This is a genomic window from Kaistia soli DSM 19436, assembly GCF_900129325.1.
Classification (GTDB): Bacteria; Pseudomonadota; Alphaproteobacteria; order Rhizobiales; family Kaistiaceae; genus Kaistia; species Kaistia soli.
Map to the genome: position 1 here is coordinate 1,315,714 of NZ_FQUP01000001.1, position 17,084 is coordinate 1,332,797.

Consider the following 17,084-nt stretch of genomic DNA (forward strand, 5'->3'; position numbering starts at 1 on the left):
GTTCAGGACGCCGCAGCCGCGAGGCGCGGCGCGGCGTTACCGACCGAGAACTCGTTCTCGACACTGGCCCGGAGCCGCCGTGCGCCCGGCCGGTCGATGCCGAGCGCAGGGAACAGCAGTTCGGCGACCCGGTAAGCCTCTTCCAGATGCGGATAGCCCGAACCGATGACCGTATCGATGCCGAGCGCCTGATATTCGGCGAGCCTCTCCGCCACTTGCTCTGGCGTGCCGACCAGAGCGGTGCCGGCGCCGCCGCGCACGAGGCCGACGCCGGCCCATAGATTGGGCGAGACGACCAGCCTGTCGCGGCGACCGCCATGCAGCGCCGCCATGCGGCGCTGACCGACCGAGTCCATCTCCTTGGTGAAGCGCGCCTGCGCCGCGTCGATCTGTTCGTCGGAAATGCGGCTGATGAGACGATCGGCGGCGCGCCACGCCTCCTCCTCGGTCTCTCGAACGATGAAGTGCAGGCGGATGCCGAACCGCAGCCGGCGACCGCGCGCCTTCGCCTTGGCTCGAACAGCGGCGATCTTTTCGCCGACCCCCGCCGGAGGCTCGCCCCAGGTCAGGTAGAGCTCTGTTGCCTCGGCCGCGAGGTCCTGGCCCGCATCGGATGATCCGCCGAAATAGAGCGGCGGCCGTGGCGCCTGCACCGGCGGAAAATCGAGCCGCGCCTTCTCGACGCGGTAATGTTTGCCGGCAAAGTCGACGGTCTCGCCCGTCAGCAGCCGCGACCAGATTTCGAGAAATTCGGCAGCCTGCTCGTAGCGCTGGTCATGCGGCAGGAAGACGCCATCACCGGCCAGTTCCGCCGGATTGCCACCGACCACCACGTTCAGGAGCAATCGTCCATTCGAAAGACGGTCGAGCGCCGCGGTCTGGCGGGCCGCGAAGGTCGGAGAGACCACGCCCGGCCTGAGCGCGACCAGGAATTTGAGCCGCTCCGTGATGGTCGCGAGGCCTGCGGCCGTGATCCAGCTGTCCTCACAGGCTTGGCCAGTCGGCAGCAGAACGCCGCCGAAGCCGAGCCGGTCGACCGCCTGGGCGATCTCCTTGAAATACGCAAACTCCGGCGGGCGTTGCTGCGTCTCGGAGCCGAGATAGGATCCGTCGCCATGCGTCGGAATGAACCAGAAGAAGTTGAGGGGATTGGCGGCGGCCATGTGATCTCGCTCCTGCTCGTTGACGCAATCAGGCCTTCGGCGCCGACCACACGATGTCACGGACGGTAATCGGCTTGGGGATCAGGCCGAGCTTCTGGAAGCGGTCCGCCGTCGCCTGCTGCCCCGCGACGATCGTGTCGTTAATCGGGAAGATGCCGTAGACGGCGCGTTCGACCGCCACCGTCTCCGGACCGATCGGCACGCCGGTGATCTCGGAGAGCGCCGCGGCGACATCACCGCGATTGGCATTGGCCCAATCGGCCGTCGCAGCCAAGGCCGTGACGATTGTCCCGACCGCGGCCGGATGGGCGTCCGCGAAGCTCTTGTTGGCGAGCAGATAGGTGTTGACCTCCAGCGTCGCCGCGGTGGTGGTCAGTTGGCGGACCGGCGCACGGCTTTCGGCGAGCGCCAGGAAGGGATCCCAAATCGCCCACGCATCGACGCTGTCGTTGGAAAATGCCGCGGCGGCATCGGCGGGCGAGAGATAGACCGGCGTCACGTCGGCAAAGGCGACGCCTGCCTTCTCCAGCGCCGCGACCGTGAGATTATGGGCGCTCGAGCCCTTGGTGACGGCGATCTTCTTGCCCTTGAGATCGGTCACCGAGCCGATCAGTGAGCCCTCCTTGACGATGATGGCCTCGCCTTTGCCGTTGGAAGGCGCCGCGCCGATATAGACGAGGTTCGCCCCTGCGGCCTGCGCGAAGATCGGCGGCGCGTCACCCGTCCAGCCGATGTCGACGGCCCCTGCATTCAGCGCCTCGAGCAGCGGAGGCCCGGAGGCGAACTCAACCCAGGTGACAGTCGTACCGAGTGGAGCGAAGGCCTTTTCGAAGGCTTCCTGACGCCGTGCCAGCGCTAACAGCCCCGCCTTCTGATAGCCGACCTTCAGTGTCGGCAGCGTATCGGCGGCAAAGGCCGTCTGCCCGCCCGCAAGACCGAACGCGGCGCCAGACAGCGCGACACCGGCTATGCTGAAGAAGGATCGGCGGGAAATCGTCATGGCTCTGTCTCCGGCAAGGCCCCATGGGGGCAATCATGGGCTGGCGCGAGGTCAATTCCTGCGCACGGGCATCTTGCCGCTATTCAACGCATCACGACCAAATCGATCAAGAAAACCGTTGTTTCGCGCAAGGCGCCCTGCGGAATGAAAATCCGCCTGAAGCCGTTCCGACGCGATGATCCGCTTTTTGCGTGTGTCGCCATTCACAGAGCCGCGGTGACATCAGTCACAGCCGCCAATCATTCATCGTGATTGAAACCGTTAACGGGTTTCCGCGTTGAGCAGTCACGAGAATGACAGGGGGCCGCCTCCGGGAGGCGGGTTCGACGATGATGAGCATCAACAGGCGTAGTCTGGCGGGTGTGCTGGCGACAGCGACGCTGGTTGCGGTTGCAGTCACGGCCTATGGCACCCAGGCGACCGGACATGGCCGCGGGGTGAGCGACCCAATGTCGGCCGTCAGCTATGACCGTGCCGGGGTTGGCGGGCGCAAGGGCTGCGAGGTGCAGTCCTGGCCGTATATCGCCCCAGAATGTCTCGCCGCCTCAGATAACGGCGCTGATCACGCCAAGGTTATTCGCCGTCTTCTCTAGAGGCTTTCGACAAAGCCGGCTGCCGCCTTGTGCAGCAGCGCGTGGCGGCCGGCGATCGCGTCGATATCGGCGCCATAGCCGCCGCCGATGACGCCAGCAAGCGGGATGCCGCGTCCCCTCGCCGCGCCGATCACCATCCGGTCACGCGCGAACAGCCCGGCATCGCTGAGGGCCAGGCGGCCGAGCCTGTCGTCACGATGCGGGTCGACACCGGCATTGTAGAAGATGATGTCAGGCGCGAGGCGTTCGATCAGACCGGGCAGTACTTCCTCGAGCGCCGCCAGATAATCCGCATCGCCGAGATCATCGGGAAAGCCTATATCGATGGAGGAGGTGCGCTTGCGCACTGGATAGTTGCGCTCGGCATGCAGCGACAGCGTCGTGACATTGGCTTCGCCCGCGAAAATCTCCGCCGTTCCGTCACCCTGGTGAACATCGCAGTCAACGACCAGCGCCGTTGCGATCCGGCCTTCTGCGAGCAGGACGCGGATTGCGACTGCGACGTCGTTGAATGTGCAGAAGCCGGCGCCCTGATCACTGCGCGCGTGATGGCTGCCGCCGGCCGTGTTGCAGGCAATGCCCGTCTCGAGCGCCAGCCGGGCGGCCAGGATGGTGCCCCCGGTCGCCGCCGCGGCGCGGCGAACGACGGTTTCGTTCATCGGCAGGCCGATCTCGCGCTCGATTGGCTTCGGCACGTTGAGACCGAGCACCGCATCGACGTAGGCGCGGTCATGCGCCAGCGCCAGTTCATCGGCGCTAGCTGGCTTAGGCGTGACAAAGCCGCCTGGAACGAGCCCCTCCGCTTCGAGGATTTCCGCCAGGCGGCGATATTTGCCCATCGGGAAGCGATGATCGGCTGGAATCTCGGCGGTGAAGGCGGGGTGATGGACGATCGGCAAAGGCATACGCCGAGAATAGCGCGCCGATGGTGCGAATGAAGGCGGGCATCGACGATTTGCCGCCGGGCGTCTAAGCCTGTCTGACCGCAGCGAATCTCTCATGTCCGACACCGTCATCTCCCAGACCATCCGACCGTTCCAGGTCACGCATCGCGGCATCCTCGCCATCGCCGTACCGATGACGCTCGCCTATCTCTCGACGCCGATGCTCGGCGTCGCCGACATGGCGGTGATCGGCCGGCTCGGCGATGCGGCGTTGATCGGCGGCGTCGCCCTCGGCGCCGTCATTTTCGATTTCGTCTTCGCGACCTTCAATTTCCTGCGCAGCGGCACGACCGGCCTGACGGCGCAGGCCCTCGGCGCGGGCGACAGGACCGAGACGCAGGCGGTGTTCCTGCGGTCGCTGCTCCTTGCGGCGCTGATCGGGCTCGGCGTGATCGCGATCGGGCGGCCAGTGCTTTCCCTCGCCCTGCTCGGGCTCGGCGGCAGCCCGGCCGTTCAGGCAGCGACGACCACCTACTACGACATCCGCATTCTCTCGACGCCGTTTGCGCTCGCCAACTATGTCATGCTCGGCTGGCTGGTCGGGCTTGGCCGTGCCGGCGCGGGGCTTCTTCTGCAAACCGTGCTCAACGGCGCCAATATCGCGCTGACCGTCCTGTTCGTACTGGGCTTCGGCTGGGGCATGGCGGGCGCTGCCCTCGGTACGACGATCGGCGAGATCCTGACCGCGTGTCTCGGGCTGCTCGTCGTGCTGCCCTCGCTCGATCGCTCCGCGCGACCCTCCCGCGCAGCCGTGCTCGATCGGGCGGCGCTCATCCGCATGGTCGCGGTCAATCGCGACATCATGATCCGCTCCTTCGCCCTGTTGTTCGCCTTCGGCTTCTTCGCCTCGCGCGGGGCGAAGATGGGCGACGTCGTGCTGGCGGCGAATGCGATCCTGATGAACGTCTTCCTGGTCGGCGGCTACTTCCTTGACGGCTTTGCGGCCGCGGCGGAGCAATATGCCGGACGCGCCGTCGGGGCGAATTATCGCCCGGCCTTCATCCGCTCGCTGAAACTAACGCTCGGCTGGGGCTATGTGCTAGCCTTCCTCGCCGCTGCCATCTTCGCGCTCGGCGGCCCCTTGGCGATCGACTTCATGACGGCAAATGCCGAGGTGCGCGCTTCCGCGCTCGAATTCCTGCCCTGGGCGGTGCTGACGCCGATCGCTGGCGTGCTCGCCTTCCAAATGGACGGCATCTTCATCGGTGCCACCTGGTCGCGCGACATGCGCAACATGATGCTCGCCTCGCTCGTGCTCTATCTCGCTGTCTGGTGGTGTGCCGAGCCGGCGCTCGGCGCGCATGGGCTGTGGCTCGCGCTGATCGTGTTCCTTTCGGCACGCGGCATCACGCTTGCCTGGCGCTGCCGCGCCCGCGTCAAGGCGACCTTCGGCTAACTCAGCCGCCAGCCGCCCAGCGCTCCCGCTCGATCCCCACCGCGTCGGCGATCGACGCAAGCCCTCGCCGATCGAGAATGCGCGCAAGGCCCCGTATGATCTCTGCCGGCAATGTCGGCCCGCCATAGACGATGCCGGTATAGAGCTGGACCAGATCGGCACCGGCCGCGATCTTGGCAAAGGCGGTCTCGGCCGAATCGACGCCGCCGACGCCGATCAGCGGCAGGCTGGGCCCGACCAGAGCGCGGAAGCGCGCCAGCATCACCGTCGACAGGTGGAAAAGCGGCTTGCCCGATAGGCCGCCCGTTTCCTTGGCCTGAATCCGATCGTGGAGCGCGGGGCGCGAGATGGTGGTGTTGGAGATGATGACGCCGTCGAGACGGCGCGCCAGAACGACCTCGGCCACGTCGGCAAGACCTGCCTCGTCCATGTCGGGCGCAATCTTCACCAGCACCGGCACACGCCGCGGCGCCGCGTCGCGCGCTTCGACCACCCGCGCCAGAAGCCCGTCGAGCGCCGCCCGCCCCTGCAGATCGCGGAGACCCGGCGTATTGGGCGAAGAGACATTGACCGTGAAATAGCTGGCAAGATCGGCAAAGGCCGTGATGCCTGCGACATAGTCGGCGATGCGGTCCGCTGCATCCTTGTTGGCGCCGATATTGACACCGACGATCCCGCCCCGCTGCTTGCGGGCCAGAAGGTTCTGCCGGGCGGCCTGGTGGCCCTTGTTGTTGAAGCCGAGCCGGTTGATCACGGCGCCGTCCTCGACGAGGCGGAACATGCGCGGGCGCGGATTGCCGTCCTGCGGTTTCGGCGTGACCGTGCCGACCTCGACGAAGCCGAAGCCGAGCGCCAGTAGCCCGTCCGCGACCTCGGCATTCTTGTCGAGGCCAGCGGCGATGCCGAGCGGATTGCGAAAATCGAGGCCGAGCAGTTGGCGCGCGAGACGGGGGTCATCGGCAAGGCTTCGCGCGCCCGTGAGACCGGCGCCGATCACCTTGAGCGAAAGGCCGTGAGCGGTTTCCGGATCAACCCGGAAAATCGCCGGCCGGAGGAGGTCGTAAAGGCTCACGGAATGTCGGACGGAAACAGATGGAAGCCATGCGCGCCGAGAAGCAGCGGACGCGCCCAGGCAACATCCGCGATCGCAAGCGGCGCATAGAGATGGGGAAACAGCGCCCCTCCGCGAGAAGGTTCCCATTTCAAGGTCTCGCCGAGGCGGTCCGTGTCGATGGCGACCAGAACCAGATCGTCGATGCCGCTGAAATAGCGGGCCGCTGTCTCGCGCACCTGATCGGCAGCGGAGAGGTGGATATAGCCGTCGGCCGTGTCGATCGGCGCGCCTGCGAAGACGCCGCGCGCCTCGGCCTCGCGCCAGAGTTCGCCTGGCGCGATCTTGTAAATCAGAGTCATGGTCATTCCCGTTTGGTCACGAAAGCGTAGCCGGGCGGACGTTCTGCAGCAAGCGGCGGCATTCTCGCGAAGAAAGAGCTGCAGGCGCTGGACACGGTTCGTATGCGGGGATAAATCCTGCGTTCGGGGATTTTATTCCTTTTCGTGCGATCCGCTGTACCGCGTTTCGAGGAGACCACGCAGAATCGAACCGAGGTCATCGACGGCCCGGCTCATCTTCCGGAGGGTCCGGCCATGCTGTCACACGAGCGGATCTGGGCCGCCATCGACGTCCTGGCGGAGCGCCACGATCTCAGCGTATCCGGGCTCGCGCGGCGGGCGGGACTCGACCCCACGACATTCAACCGCTCCAAGCGTGTCGCCACTGACGGGCGGCCGCGCTGGCCGTCGACCGAAAGCATCTCGAAGATCCTTGAGGCGACCGGCGAGACCCTGGAGCGCTTCCTCGATCTCGGTGCCCCCAGCTCGATAGCGGAGGCCAGCGCGCCGCTTGATCTCGCCGAGATCGATCGGCCGTTCCGCCAGGTTCCGCTGATCGGCTTCGCGCAGGCCGGCGCCGGCGGCTTTTTCGACGATGGCGGCTTTCCGGCCGGCCAGGGCTGGGACGAAGTCGCCTTTCCACAGACGCAGAAGGTGGAAGGTGTCTACGCACTCGAGGTCTCGGGCGACTCCATGATGCCGCTTTATCGCGATGGCGATGTCATCATCGTCTCGCCGACATCGCCGAGCCGGATCGGCGACCGCGTCGTCGTGCGCACGCGGCAGGGCGAGGTGATGGCGAAGGTGCTGGCAAAACGCGGCACGCGGACCGTCGAACTCTCTTCGCTCAATCCCGACCATCCGAACCGCGTCCTGGCGGCGCGCGATATCGAGTGGATCGCGAGGATCATCTGGGCAAGTCAATGAGACGGGGCATCATGGCCATTGCTGCCACGGCCGCGCTTGCGGTCGTCATCGCCGCCGGATTGACGATCCTGATGGATACAGGTCCCGTGCCGGGCACGGCTCCCGTTCGCGTGGCGGATCAGCCGGCAGCGAGCCGTGCGGCTGTACCGCCGGCCACGATTGCGCCGGCGCCGCTCGAACCGCGCCGGCCGCTTGTCCCCCCTGATGTCGTCACCAGTCCGCCGCCAGCGGATGATCCTGCTGCGTCGGGTCCGGTGCCGCGCATCGTCGGCGGGCCCGGCATCAGCCCGGGGCCGGTGTCGCACGGCCCGATGGCGCGTGAGGCGCCGTCAGCAAAGCCCGAAGTTGTCGACGAAGGCCCCGCCTGGCAGGCCTTCACGCAAGTGGTGGTGATCGGGGCCGGGACGCTCAACCTTGGCGGCCGAAAGGTCCAGCTTGCCGGCATCACGCCTCCGGAGAGCGGCGTCCGCTGCCGGACAGCGCCCGATGCCGAGGCGTTCGACTGCGCCTTTCTTTCGATGCAGGCGCTGCGCCAGCGGCTGCGGGCACGGGGCGTCGAATGCCGGTTGTCGACCCTGGAGACGATCGGCGTCGAGCCAGCGCCGTGCCGCATCGGCGGTACAGACCTCAGCGAATGGCTGGTGGAACAAGGCTGGGCCGAGCCCGCCGCCGACGCGCCCGAGGACTACCGCACAGCCGAGGACACGGCGCGGTGCGCGGGCGTCGGCATCTGGGCTGAGGCGCCACGGCCCGACAGTTGCCCGGTGCGGTGAGGCCCTCTAGCGGGAAGGCGCGGTCAGGCGGTCGCCCGCCGCAGGCCGAGCGACAGCACGCCGGCTCCGATCAACAGCGAACCGCCGATGCGATTGACGGCTGTCTGGACTCGTGGCCTTCGGATGGTTGTCCGCGCCCCGGCTGCCAAAAGCCCATAGAGCATGGCGTTCAGCGTCGCGAGGACGAGGAACGTCGCCTCGAAGAGCACCATCTGCGGGAGCAGCGGCGCGCCAGCAACAAGGAACTGCGGCAGGAAGGCAACGAAGAAGACGATGCTCTTCGGATTGAGCGCCGTCACGACATAGGCATGCGCGAAAATGCGCCAAGGCCGCGTCTCCGCCGCCTCGTCCGCGTCGGCGACGACCGGCTTTGCGCGCCACAGCTTGATGCCGAGATAGACCAGATACGCGGCGCCGATCCATTTCAGCACCGTGAACAGCATGGCCGATGTCGCAAGGAGCGCCCCGAGGCCGAGCATCGACGCCGTCATGGCGGTGAAATCGCCGAGCGCGACGCCTGCGACCGTGGCGCGCGCCGCCTTGCGGCCATGGCCAAGCGCATAGCTGACGACCAGCAGGACGGTTGGTCCTGGAATCGCGAGCATGACGGCCGATGCCGCAGCGAAGGCTAACCAGTGTTCAAAGGTCATCGGCGGCACTCCTTGTGCCGCCGATCCATCCACAACCCGCCGTCGGGCGCAAGACCCCGGCGCCTTGCCTCGTCCGACGCTCAGGCTTCGGCGAGCGTGCCGGCCAGTGCCCGCGCAATGCGCTCGCGCGTCTCGGGAATGCCATAGATCGCGACGAAGGAACCGAAGCGTGGACCCTGGTCCTGGCCGAGCAGCACCTGATAGAGGCCGCGGAACCAATCCAGCGAAACGCCGGGCGGGTTGCCATCCGGGCCTTTCTTGGCCGGGTCGGGGAAATAGGTGCGGCCGACATCGAATACCACGGTCTGGATCTCGTCAGCCGTCGAGGCAGGCGGCAGAGCGGCCAGCGCGGCGTCGAGCGCACGAAGCGCCTCGCCGATCGTGCCTTCCGGCAAGACATAGTGCTTCTTCGCCTTCAACACGTCGGCATAGTAGCGGATGGCGAAGCCCGCGAGCTGGTCGAGCTTTTCGCGCGCGGCGGGGGCCATCTCCGGCAAGTAGCGCGAGATATACGCCCAGAGCACGGCCTTGTCGCTCGCATCCGAAACCGAGACGAGGTTCAGCAGCATCGCGAAGCTGATCGGCGCGAAGTCCGCCGGCGGCTGGCCCGAATGGATGTGCCAGGCCGGGTTGCCGAGCTGCTGATCGAGCGCCTGGCGCGGGAACGCCTCGATGAACGCTGAATACTCGTCGACGTGACGCGGAATGACCTCGAAGCCGAGCCGCTTTGCGGTCTTCGGCTTGGTGTACATCAGAAGCGACAGGCTTTCCGGCGCGGCATAGGTCAGCCACTGCTCGATCGTCAGGCCATTGCCCTTCGACTTTGAGATTTTCTCGCCATTCTCGTCGAGAAAATGCTCGTAGGTGAAGCATTCCGGCGGCTCGGCTCCAAGCGCGCGGCAGATGCGGGTCGACAGCTTGACGCTGTCGATGAGGTCCTTGCCGCTCATCTCGTAATCGACGCCGAGCGCGAACCAGCGCATCGCCCAATCCGCCTTCCACTGGCACTTGACCGCGCCGCCTGTCACCTCGGTAGTGACCCGCGCACCATCCTCCGGATCGATATAGGTGATCGTGCCGGCGGCGACGTCGCGATCGACCATCGGAACCTGCAGCACGACACCCGTCTTCTTCGAGATTGGCAGGAACGGCGAATAGGTGGCGCGCCGGTCCGGCCCGAGGGTCGGCAGGATGATCTCCATCACCTCGTCATAGACTTCGAGCATGCGGCGAAGCGCCGTGTCGAAGCGCCCCGAGGCATAGTAGTCGGTGGCGCTGGCGAACTCGTAGGCGAAGCCGAAGCCATCGAGAAACGCGCGCAGGCGCGCATTATTGGCCGCGCCGAACGAGGGATACTCGTTCGAGAACGGATCCGGCACGCGGGTGAGCGGCATGCCGAGATGGGCCTGCATCATCTCCTGGTTGGGGACGTTCGACGGCACCTTGCGCAGCCCGTCCATATCGTCCGAGAAGGACAGCAGCCGCGTCTCGATCTTGTCCTCGGTCAGCAGGCGGAAGGCAGTCCGCACCATGGTCGTGCGGGCCACCTCGCCAAAGGTGCCGATATGCGGCAGGCCCGATGGGCCGTAGCCGGTCTCGAAGAGCACGGGTGACTTCGGCCCACGCTTCTCCAGCCGCGCAATGATCCGCCGCGCTTCCTCGAACGGCCAGGCTTTCGACTCGTTCGCCGCCGCGACAATGGCTGGCGAGAGATCGAGAACGGGCGGCAGGGCGTTGGACATGGAAACCTCGTGGAGATGCGGGCGCGGCCAAAGCCGCGTCGCGGGCGCGAGAGCCATAGGGAGCAGGCGGGACGACGTCAATGGCGTAGCGGCGCGATGGGTTCACGGGACCGTCAAGCTTGAGCCGTTGAATAGGGCGGCGCGACATCCTAGTTTCGGGGCGCCGCGACACGCGGTCCTTCGACGGAGCTATCACTATGGACAAAGCCATCGCCGCCACCCGGACCGCCGTTTCTCCGCAGGAGGCGCTGATCTATGTCATGGTGACGTTGTCCGCCGTCGACCGCGAGATGACCGACCGCGAGTTGCGCAAGATCGGCGATATCGTCAACACGCTGCCGATCTTTGGCGGCTTCGACACCGACCGCCTGATCCATGTCGCGGAGGCCTGCGGCGCGATCACCCGCGAGGCTGATGGCCTGCATGAAGTATTGACGGTGATCGCCACCGCGCTGCCGAAGAAGCTCCACGAGACGGCCTATGCCCTCGCCGTCGAGGTCGCGGCAGCTGATCTTCATGTCGAGCAGGAAGAGCTGCGCTTTCTCGAACTCCTGCGCGATGTGCTCGATGTCGACGGGCTGACGGCCGCGGCGATCGAGCGTGGCGCCCGCGCCCGCTATCGGACGCTCTGACCGGCTAGAAATAGCCGACGGGGAAATAGCGCAGATACAGCTCGGCGAAGACGCCCTTGTCATAGAGGCTGTCGAGCGCCCAATCGATGGCATGGCGAAGTTCCGGCTTCTCCGGCGGTAGCGCGATCGCGAAGCCCTCGCCGAAGAAATGCGGCTCGAGATAGGGGCCGCCGACGAAGCGGCAGCAATCCTTCGCCGCCGCAGATTGCAGGAAGAAGGCGAGCGCCAGCCCGTCGCCGAAGACGAGATCGGCCTTGCCGGATGTCATAGCTTCCGTTGCGAGCGGCAGCGTCTCGACGGTGAGGCGCTTCGCCTTCGGGAAGAAGGCGGTGACATAGGCCTCATGCGCACTGCCGGCGACGACCGCGACCGTTCGGCCCGCGAGGGCCGCTGGCGTGACGTCGGCATCCGGCCGCGATGCCGGGCCTAGGAAGCGCGCGGCCGGCCGCAGATAGACCTCCGAGAACGACAGCGCCTTCCGCGCCTCCGCCGTGATCGCGAGCCCGGCGATCGCCGCATCGATGCGGCCCTCTCCGATCGACGCCGCGAGACTATCGAACGGCCTTGCCTGCATGGTGCAGGAGATCGCCAGTTCCGTGCAGATGGCGCGGGCGAGATCGACATTGAAGCCGGTCAAAGCGCCATCGGGACCAATAAAGCTGAACGGCGGGAAATCGGCCGAAGTGGCAAAGCGGATGCTGCCGACGGCATCGACTGCCGGGCGGTCGAGCCGGCGGTTCGGATCGAAGAAATTCGGGATGACCACAGAGCTTCCGGCGACCTCGGCGGCATGCGCGGGTTCCCCGCCCCATATCGGCCGCCCCCCTGACGGCGCGATCATCAGCATGGCGAACATCGCGACGCGAATTGCCAAGGACGAATACATCTGGAATAACTCTTGGTTGTAGGATCTTCTATCTGCAGGTTGCAGTCTGGTCCGACGACTTCGAAACCAAGTGAACGATATGGCGGGACGATAGTCGAGAGCCGCTCCGGCGGGAGTGGCGGACAGGGGCGGGCTTGAACTTCCGCGAAAAATGGTCGATCTCCGGCGCCGTCGCTCCAACCGAGCGAAAGAGTGCCTCGTCCAGCGACACCCTATCTGCCTGTGCGGCCGCGCTCGGCCTGGCCTTCGAACCGCGCCCCGAGCGCGATGGTTTTCGAGCCCGCACTGAACCTGGCGACCAGAGCGACATTGGCGAAATCGCCGCGGCGATCCGTGCCGGCAGAGCCGCGATGGCCATGCGGGATGGCGAGGCGAGATTGCTGATCGCGCCCGCGGCCGAGGAGTTCCAGCTGCTGGCCGCCCGGATCGCGGAGCAGCCCGGCCTGCGCGACCGCATTGCGATCACGACGCCCGCGGCCATCCGCCGCCTGTTGCTCAATGCCAACCAGAAGTCGTTCGCTGCCCATGCAATTCATGGGCTCAGCCGCCAGCGACCGGACCTCTCGGCACGGCAGCTGTTTACGCCTGCGCAACTCGTCGTGATCCTGTCCCTGCTGGCCGGCATTGCCGGGGCCATCTATCTGGCAGGCTGGGTGACGGTCGCGGTGCTCGATATCCTCGCGGCCCTGCTGTTCTTGGCGATCATCATGATCCGCATGCAGGCGATCACGCTCGTTACCCACAATGCCCGGCAGCGCCGCCCCGACTTGCCCGAAGCGGACCCGGCGCGCCTGCCCGTCTACACGATCCTGCTGCCGCTGCATGACGAGGCGCACATGATCGGCGACTTGCTTGCCGCCATGGAACGCCTGGTCTGGCCGCGTGAAAAGCTGGACATCAAGCTGATCGTCGAGGCCGACGACGCACGAACGATCGCGGCCATTGCAGCGTTGCGGCTCGGGCCGCCCTACGAGCTGATCCGCGTGCCGGCGGCGAGGCCGCGTACCAAGCCGAAGGCGCTCGCTTTTGCCCTGCCGCTCGCGCGCGGCGAGTTCGTCACCGTCTATGATGCAGAAGATCGGCCTGATCCGATGCAGCTCCTGGAGGCCTATACCGCCTTTGCTGCCGCGAACGCGGATCTCGCCTGCCTGCAGGCACCTCTTCTCATCGACAACGCCGATACCAATGGCCTGACGGCGCTGTTCGCGCTCGAATATTCGGTACAGTTCGACGGCATCCTGCCTTGGCTCGCGACCCTCGACATGCCGCTGCCGCTCGGCGGCACGTCCAATCATTTCCGCCGCGCGGCGCTCGAACGGGTTGGCGGCTGGGACCCCTATAATGTGACGGAGGATGCGGATCTCGGCATCCGCCTTGCCCGCTTCGGCTACCGGTCCGCCACGATCCAGTGCCCGACCTATGAAGAGGCGCCGGCGACCGTCAAGTCGTGGCTCGCCCAGCGGACGCGCTGGCTGAAGGGCTGGATGCTCACTTTATCGCTAGTTAGATGTTTGTGTATTTGCAAGCACATGATGATGTTTTTCCTTAGAGCTTGGTCGTCTGTCGCAACGGTATCGCAACAACTCGCGCGTGGCCCTCGCCCATCCCATGTTTAGGGATGGACACATTTCGATGCCCTTGCCAGTTTGCGGTAGTTTTCGGGCTAGCCGGCTAGTGCCAAATTGGGCGGTGATGTCAGCACGGCGGTTTCGCGGCGCTATCGCATTCGGCTAGGTCGGCGATCGCGGTACGACGCAACGCTTCCGCGGCAGGATCCCAGCGGGCTTCGATCTGCCACTGCCGCGGTGGACGAACCAGACAGGCTGTTGAAACAACCAAACCGTCGCTGTCCATGAAGGCCCAGCCAACTTCGATAGGCACGCCGCCTAATGTCGATGCCTCGCAATCATAGAAGACCGGTTCGTGAACCACGCCCCTCGTCCTTTTGACAATCCGCTCAGCTTGGTTCTGGCCGCTGAGATGGCATTCGAAGCGGCGGCATTGCTGGGCGTCAGCGCTGGGCGACCAAGCTTGGTCGCCCAGCGGTCGCTAATGCCCTGCGCGCTGTCCCTTCAGTCCGCTATTGGCGCACGAGTTCAACCGACCATTCGCCCGGCGGACCCTTGTCCCACTGGATGAGGAACAGCATTTCCACCTGCGCCAACGGCCCCGACACCGTAGCGACGCAAGTGCGCGAGCCTTGCCTGCTCGGCATTCTGGGTGCCGCGGCTGTTTGCACCTCGAGGTCCTGCGAGCTTTGTGCGTTGAGTTGGTCGGAGAGACGCGACCTGACCTCCTCTGCGTTGCAGTTGGGCAGATCCTCCCCGTTGGATGAGGATGAAGCTGCCGCCGTCGGCAGCCGATAGGCGGCCGGCTCGCCCCACAGCCAGTGCGCGCCATATGAGAGACCAGCCCATAGGACAAGCGAAAGCCCGACCGCCGTCGATGTTTTTAGTTTCATAATAAGCCCCGATTGATTTGCACGACCAAGTGCACGCCGCCCCGGCCTGGTGCCGGGTGGTTGGTCGCGTGAAAGCGAGGCTGAACACGCCCTGCCTATTCCCCCGTTTGGACGCGCGCAAGCGCTCGCTCAAACGTCGAGTTTTGTATTTGGCAGGCCACCCGACATGGGGGTCTGCCTCGCTATTGCCGCGACCAAGCGACGTGGTTCGATGATGGCATACTGCCGACCGGGGGGCAAACGACCGCAACCGCCGGACGACGCGTTCGGCGTCTCCAATGGATCCGATAGATTGCTCCCCGGGACTTTGTTGGCGCTAAGCGCTGCTTGGCGCGAGCCGGATCCGCAGCAGCGATGGTCCGTCGACGATTTGCTCCCGTCGACAGCGGTCGAGCCGGACGCGATTGATGCCAGCACTGTCGTAGAAGCAGAGATAATCGGCGGTCAGTCGATGTGCAGTGGTCCAGTGGTCGAATGCACCGCCGAGCCCCACGATCACCGCGGAGCCTCGCTCGTCCAGCACCTCTGCAAGCCATCGCTCCAGTGTCTTGAAGGCGACGGACTCGCTAGCGCGGAAAGGCCGCTCGACGATCAACCTGAGGCCGTGGCGCTTTGCCAGATGCTTGTCGGCCGCTGCAATAAGCTTCCGAAGCGGTGCCGCGTCGACCCCATGGGACGTTGCGTGCACCAAGCCGACGCGATGATCAGCTTCGCGCAAAAGCTTGCGGAAGAGCCGCTGCCAATCTCGACGACTGAGCGTCGAGGTCTCAGATCCGAGCGCCAGCTTAATAGCGTTGAGGATGGCATAGAGACCGCACAGCGTATCGAGATTGCCTTGGCGAAACGGCGGCGGGAGGCGAGCTAGAGGCATCGCCTGACCTACTCAATATTCGTTCGCGAGCATCACGGTCATGACGCGCGCGGTGACCTTTGGATCGGCCGGATCGGGCGAGTGTAGACGGAGGCTGCGGTCGTAGTAGTCGATCTTGAAGAAGACCTTCTTCCCTTCGAACTCGATCGAACCGAAGTCGCGTTCACCGTAAGGATCGTTGCCGGTATCGAACGCGTCGAAGCCGGCAATTGCCGTTGAAATGGCCTGCACGGCCTCGAAGCCGAGCGCCGCGACACCATCGGTCACCACGACGCTGCCGCCGCGATGCTGAGTGCGCAAGGCGTCGTTGAGCCTGCGGATACGCTCAAGCCGGGCTGGAGCGGCGATGCGTGGATTCCGATGATCGTAGCTAAATTTGTTCATGATTTGTTCTTTCATTGAGTTACAAGGATGTCTTTGGCTTTTGGCCTGCGCGGCGCGACGAACACAGCAGGGCAACTGCAACCTGGGTGGATCTTCACAGCGAACGCACGAGCCGCCGTTGGGCGTCCTCGCTTCCGTCGATATAGCCCTGTGTCGTCTTGAGAGACCGATGACCGACGAGGATCTGAACATCGCGAAGTGAGCCACCCGCCTTGCCCACCTGACGGGCTGCCTGCGTGACGAATGTTCGACGACCCGAATGGGAGGAGCAGCCTTGCAGCTCCAGCTCCCGGTAAAGGCTGGCAAACCAGTTGACGATCGCATCGGGTGTCATGGCACCGCCGCGCTGTGATCGAATGACGGGGCCGCAATCCGTTGCCCCGCATTGCAGCTTCACCAGTGCAGATCGCAGTGTCGGATGAATAGGAATGCGGCGGCCACTTCCCATTTTGGCTGCGCGGTTCGGCAGTTCGATCGTCGTGGCGACGCGGCCACGCGTATCGGTGACCATGCGCCATGTCAGCCTGGCGATCTCGCAGGCCCTAAGCCCGGCTTTCACGCTGAGCAGAATGATGACGGCGCTGCGTTGCGCATCGCGCCGCCGTGACGCGTGACGAAGCGCACGACGAATGTCGGCGCCGCCAAGGACCTTGGCAGTTTGTCCAATCATGGAATCCTCGATGAGTTGATGATTGTGTCGGCTCGGCATGTAATGGCCAAAGCGTTCGACAAATGCAACCATAGCGGGAATTTTTGAATAATGCAAGTTAGATCAACGTGGGCGCTGAGGTCGTTGATGCGGCCGGTCAGCGTCTCGATCATCGAGCTACTTCAAACGAAGGCGGCTTAGCTGCAGCGTTGTTCCCGATTGCCAGCGATCCCAGGACATCTGAAATCGGCCGTTGTTGCCGATTAAAGACTCATTGTTCGTTGCTGTCTTATTCGTTGACGAACCGCCCTGTACGGCCTGGCTAGCGTCCTGGGGCGTCGGTCAGTCTGACTGCGTCCTGTGGGCCGCGGCGTCAGCGCAAAACCGTGGCAGCGAAGAACGGGCGACCAATTGGTCAGCACGCGCCTGCCTCAACGCTCTCGCTCATGAAGCGCGCTGAGACACATAGCTGGATCCGCTCCCGCGAGGTTCATGTCAGAGCGAGCGAGCGCTGTCTTCGATAGCCCGGACTTTGATGTGTCCAGCACAAGCGTCATTAGTCGGCACAAACGGCATGGTGCTGGATCGAGGTGGCAACGAACGATCAGCAATGCGCCGCCC

General features: G+C 65.1%; 18 protein-coding genes. 6 read left to right on the plus strand and 12 right to left on the minus strand.

Annotated features, from left to right (window positions below; all coding sequences use genetic code 11):
• Positions 1 to 2 precede the first annotated feature (2 nt).
• Positions 3 to 1,163 carry an FMNH2-dependent alkanesulfonate monooxygenase gene (gene ssuD, locus BUB39_RS06495; protein WP_073052140.1) on the minus strand — a complete coding sequence of 387 codons (1,161 nt, stop codon included), beginning with the start codon at positions 1,161 to 1,163 and terminating at the stop codon, positions 3 to 5.
• Positions 1,164 to 1,191: 28 nt separating this feature from the next.
• A complete protein-coding gene (locus BUB39_RS06500; RefSeq protein ID WP_073052141.1) occupies positions 1,192 to 2,163 on the minus strand; it encodes an aliphatic sulfonate ABC transporter substrate-binding protein in 972 nt (323 codons plus the stop codon).
• Positions 2,164 to 2,492: 329 nt separating this feature from the next.
• Between BUB39_RS06500 and BUB39_RS06505 the strand changes: the two genes are divergently transcribed.
• A complete protein-coding gene (locus tag BUB39_RS06505) occupies positions 2,493 to 2,756 on the plus strand; it encodes a hypothetical protein (RefSeq protein ID WP_073052142.1) in 264 nt (87 codons plus the stop codon).
• Here the strand turns inward: BUB39_RS06505 and BUB39_RS06510 are convergent.
• Entirely contained in the window at positions 2,753 to 3,661 is a 909-nt protein-coding gene (locus BUB39_RS06510; RefSeq protein ID WP_073052143.1) for a histone deacetylase family protein, read from the minus strand. The two genes, BUB39_RS06505 and BUB39_RS06510, sit on opposite strands and share 4 nt — an antisense overlap.
• Before the next feature lie 94 nt (positions 3,662 to 3,755).
• Between BUB39_RS06510 and BUB39_RS06515 the strand changes: the two genes are divergently transcribed.
• A complete protein-coding gene (locus BUB39_RS06515) occupies positions 3,756 to 5,096 on the plus strand; it encodes an MATE family efflux transporter (protein ID WP_073052144.1) in 1,341 nt (446 codons plus the stop codon).
• 1 nt (position 5,097) lies between these two features.
• Here the strand turns inward: BUB39_RS06515 and BUB39_RS06520 are convergent, their stop codons facing one another.
• Complete coding sequence (locus tag BUB39_RS06520) at positions 5,098 to 6,168, minus strand: quinone-dependent dihydroorotate dehydrogenase (protein ID WP_073052145.1); 1,071 nt, start codon at positions 6,166 to 6,168, stop codon at positions 5,098 to 5,100.
• Positions 6,165 to 6,509: a DUF952 domain-containing protein gene (locus BUB39_RS25715; protein ID WP_073052826.1), complete on the minus strand. Its 345-nt coding sequence runs from the start codon at positions 6,507 to 6,509 to the stop codon at positions 6,165 to 6,167. Before BUB39_RS25715 ends, BUB39_RS06520 begins: the two co-directional genes overlap by 4 nt.
• A gap of 234 nt (positions 6,510 to 6,743) precedes the next feature.
• On the opposite strand from BUB39_RS25715, the gene BUB39_RS06530 reads away from it, so the two are divergent.
• Together BUB39_RS06530 and BUB39_RS06535 are read left to right on the plus strand one after the other, a co-directional pair.
• Entirely contained in the window at positions 6,744 to 7,415 is a 672-nt protein-coding gene (locus BUB39_RS06530; RefSeq protein WP_073052827.1) for a S24 family peptidase, read from the plus strand.
• Positions 7,416 to 7,426: 11 nt separating this feature from the next.
• Positions 7,427 to 8,188, plus strand: a complete 762-nt coding sequence (locus BUB39_RS06535; RefSeq protein ID WP_073052146.1) for a thermonuclease family protein — start codon at positions 7,427 to 7,429, stop codon at positions 8,186 to 8,188.
• A gap of 23 nt (positions 8,189 to 8,211) precedes the next feature.
• Here the strand turns inward: BUB39_RS06535 and BUB39_RS06540 are convergent, their stop codons facing one another.
• Both BUB39_RS06540 and BUB39_RS06545 read right to left on the minus strand, forming a co-directional pair.
• Positions 8,212 to 8,838: a LysE family translocator gene (locus tag BUB39_RS06540; RefSeq protein WP_073052147.1), complete on the minus strand. Its 627-nt coding sequence runs from the start codon at positions 8,836 to 8,838 to the stop codon at positions 8,212 to 8,214.
• A gap of 80 nt (positions 8,839 to 8,918) precedes the next feature.
• On the minus strand, positions 8,919 to 10,580 hold the full coding sequence (locus BUB39_RS06545; RefSeq protein ID WP_073052148.1) for a lysine--tRNA ligase: 1,662 nt from the start codon (positions 10,578 to 10,580) through the stop codon (positions 8,919 to 8,921).
• Between the two features lie 197 nt (positions 10,581 to 10,777).
• Here BUB39_RS06545 and BUB39_RS06550 point away from each other — a divergent pair, with 197 nt between their 5' ends.
• Positions 10,778 to 11,212 carry a tellurite resistance TerB family protein gene (locus BUB39_RS06550; protein ID WP_073052149.1) on the plus strand — a complete coding sequence of 145 codons (435 nt, stop codon included), beginning with the start codon at positions 10,778 to 10,780 and terminating at the stop codon, positions 11,210 to 11,212.
• 4 nt (positions 11,213 to 11,216) lie between these two features.
• Here BUB39_RS06550 and BUB39_RS06555 read toward each other — a convergent pair whose 3' ends face one another.
• A complete protein-coding gene (locus BUB39_RS06555; protein WP_084526932.1) occupies positions 11,217 to 12,098 on the minus strand; it encodes a transporter substrate-binding domain-containing protein in 882 nt (293 codons plus the stop codon).
• Positions 12,099 to 12,232: 134 nt separating this feature from the next.
• Between BUB39_RS06555 and BUB39_RS06560 the strand changes: the two genes are divergently transcribed.
• Positions 12,233 to 13,714 carry a glycosyltransferase family 2 protein gene (locus BUB39_RS06560; protein ID WP_073052150.1) on the plus strand — a complete coding sequence of 494 codons (1,482 nt, stop codon included), beginning with the start codon at positions 12,233 to 12,235 and terminating at the stop codon, positions 13,712 to 13,714.
• A 79-nt stretch (positions 13,715 to 13,793) separates the two neighbouring features.
• Here the strand turns inward: BUB39_RS06560 and BUB39_RS25145 are convergent, their stop codons facing one another.
• The 4 genes from BUB39_RS25145 to BUB39_RS06580 all read right to left on the minus strand — a co-directional run bounded on the left by BUB39_RS25145 (position 13,794) and on the right by BUB39_RS06580 (position 16,484).
• Positions 13,794 to 14,030 carry a hypothetical protein gene (locus tag BUB39_RS25145; RefSeq protein ID WP_139251360.1) on the minus strand — a complete coding sequence of 79 codons (237 nt, stop codon included), beginning with the start codon at positions 14,028 to 14,030 and terminating at the stop codon, positions 13,794 to 13,796.
• A gap of 845 nt (positions 14,031 to 14,875) precedes the next feature.
• On the minus strand, positions 14,876 to 15,430 hold the full coding sequence (locus BUB39_RS06570) for a hypothetical protein (protein WP_073052152.1): 555 nt from the start codon (positions 15,428 to 15,430) through the stop codon (positions 14,876 to 14,878).
• 12 nt (positions 15,431 to 15,442) lie between these two features.
• Positions 15,443 to 15,895, minus strand: a complete 453-nt coding sequence (locus BUB39_RS06575) for a DUF3768 domain-containing protein (protein ID WP_244540164.1) — start codon at positions 15,893 to 15,895, stop codon at positions 15,443 to 15,445.
• A 13-nt stretch (positions 15,896 to 15,908) separates the two neighbouring features.
• Positions 15,909 to 16,484, minus strand: a complete 576-nt coding sequence (locus tag BUB39_RS06580; RefSeq protein ID WP_073052829.1) for a tyrosine-type recombinase/integrase — start codon at positions 16,482 to 16,484, stop codon at positions 15,909 to 15,911.
• Positions 16,485 to 17,084: the final 600 nt, after the last annotated feature.

Coding starts and splice junctions, on each gene's coding strand:
- ssuD (WP_073052140.1), bottom strand. CDS start 1,163: ATGGCCGCCGCCAATCCCCTCAACTTCTTCTGGTTCATTCCGACGCAT.
- BUB39_RS06500 (WP_073052141.1), bottom strand. CDS start 2,163: ATGACGATTTCCCGCCGATCCTTCTTCAGCATAGCCGGTGTCGCGCTG.
- BUB39_RS06505 (WP_073052142.1), top strand. CDS start 2,493: ATGATGAGCATCAACAGGCGTAGTCTGGCGGGTGTGCTGGCGACAGCG.
- BUB39_RS06510 (WP_073052143.1), bottom strand. CDS start 3,661: ATGCCTTTGCCGATCGTCCATCACCCCGCCTTCACCGCCGAGATTCCA.
- BUB39_RS06515 (WP_073052144.1), top strand. CDS start 3,756: ATGTCCGACACCGTCATCTCCCAGACCATCCGACCGTTCCAGGTCACG.
- BUB39_RS25715 (WP_073052826.1), bottom strand. CDS start 6,509: ATGACTCTGATTTACAAGATCGCGCCAGGCGAACTCTGGCGCGAGGCC.
- BUB39_RS06530 (WP_073052827.1), top strand. CDS start 6,744: ATGCTGTCACACGAGCGGATCTGGGCCGCCATCGACGTCCTGGCGGAG.
- BUB39_RS06535 (WP_073052146.1), top strand. CDS start 7,427: ATGGCCATTGCTGCCACGGCCGCGCTTGCGGTCGTCATCGCCGCCGGA.
- BUB39_RS06540 (WP_073052147.1), bottom strand. CDS start 8,838: ATGACCTTTGAACACTGGTTAGCCTTCGCTGCGGCATCGGCCGTCATG.
- BUB39_RS06545 (WP_073052148.1), bottom strand. CDS start 10,580: ATGTCCAACGCCCTGCCGCCCGTTCTCGATCTCTCGCCAGCCATTGTC.
- BUB39_RS06550 (WP_073052149.1), top strand. CDS start 10,778: ATGGACAAAGCCATCGCCGCCACCCGGACCGCCGTTTCTCCGCAGGAG.
- BUB39_RS06555 (WP_084526932.1), bottom strand. CDS start 12,098: ATGTATTCGTCCTTGGCAATTCGCGTCGCGATGTTCGCCATGCTGATG.
- BUB39_RS06570 (WP_073052152.1), bottom strand. CDS start 15,430: ATGCCTCTAGCTCGCCTCCCGCCGCCGTTTCGCCAAGGCAATCTCGAT.
- BUB39_RS06580 (WP_073052829.1), bottom strand. CDS start 16,484: ATGATTGGACAAACTGCCAAGGTCCTTGGCGGCGCCGACATTCGTCGT.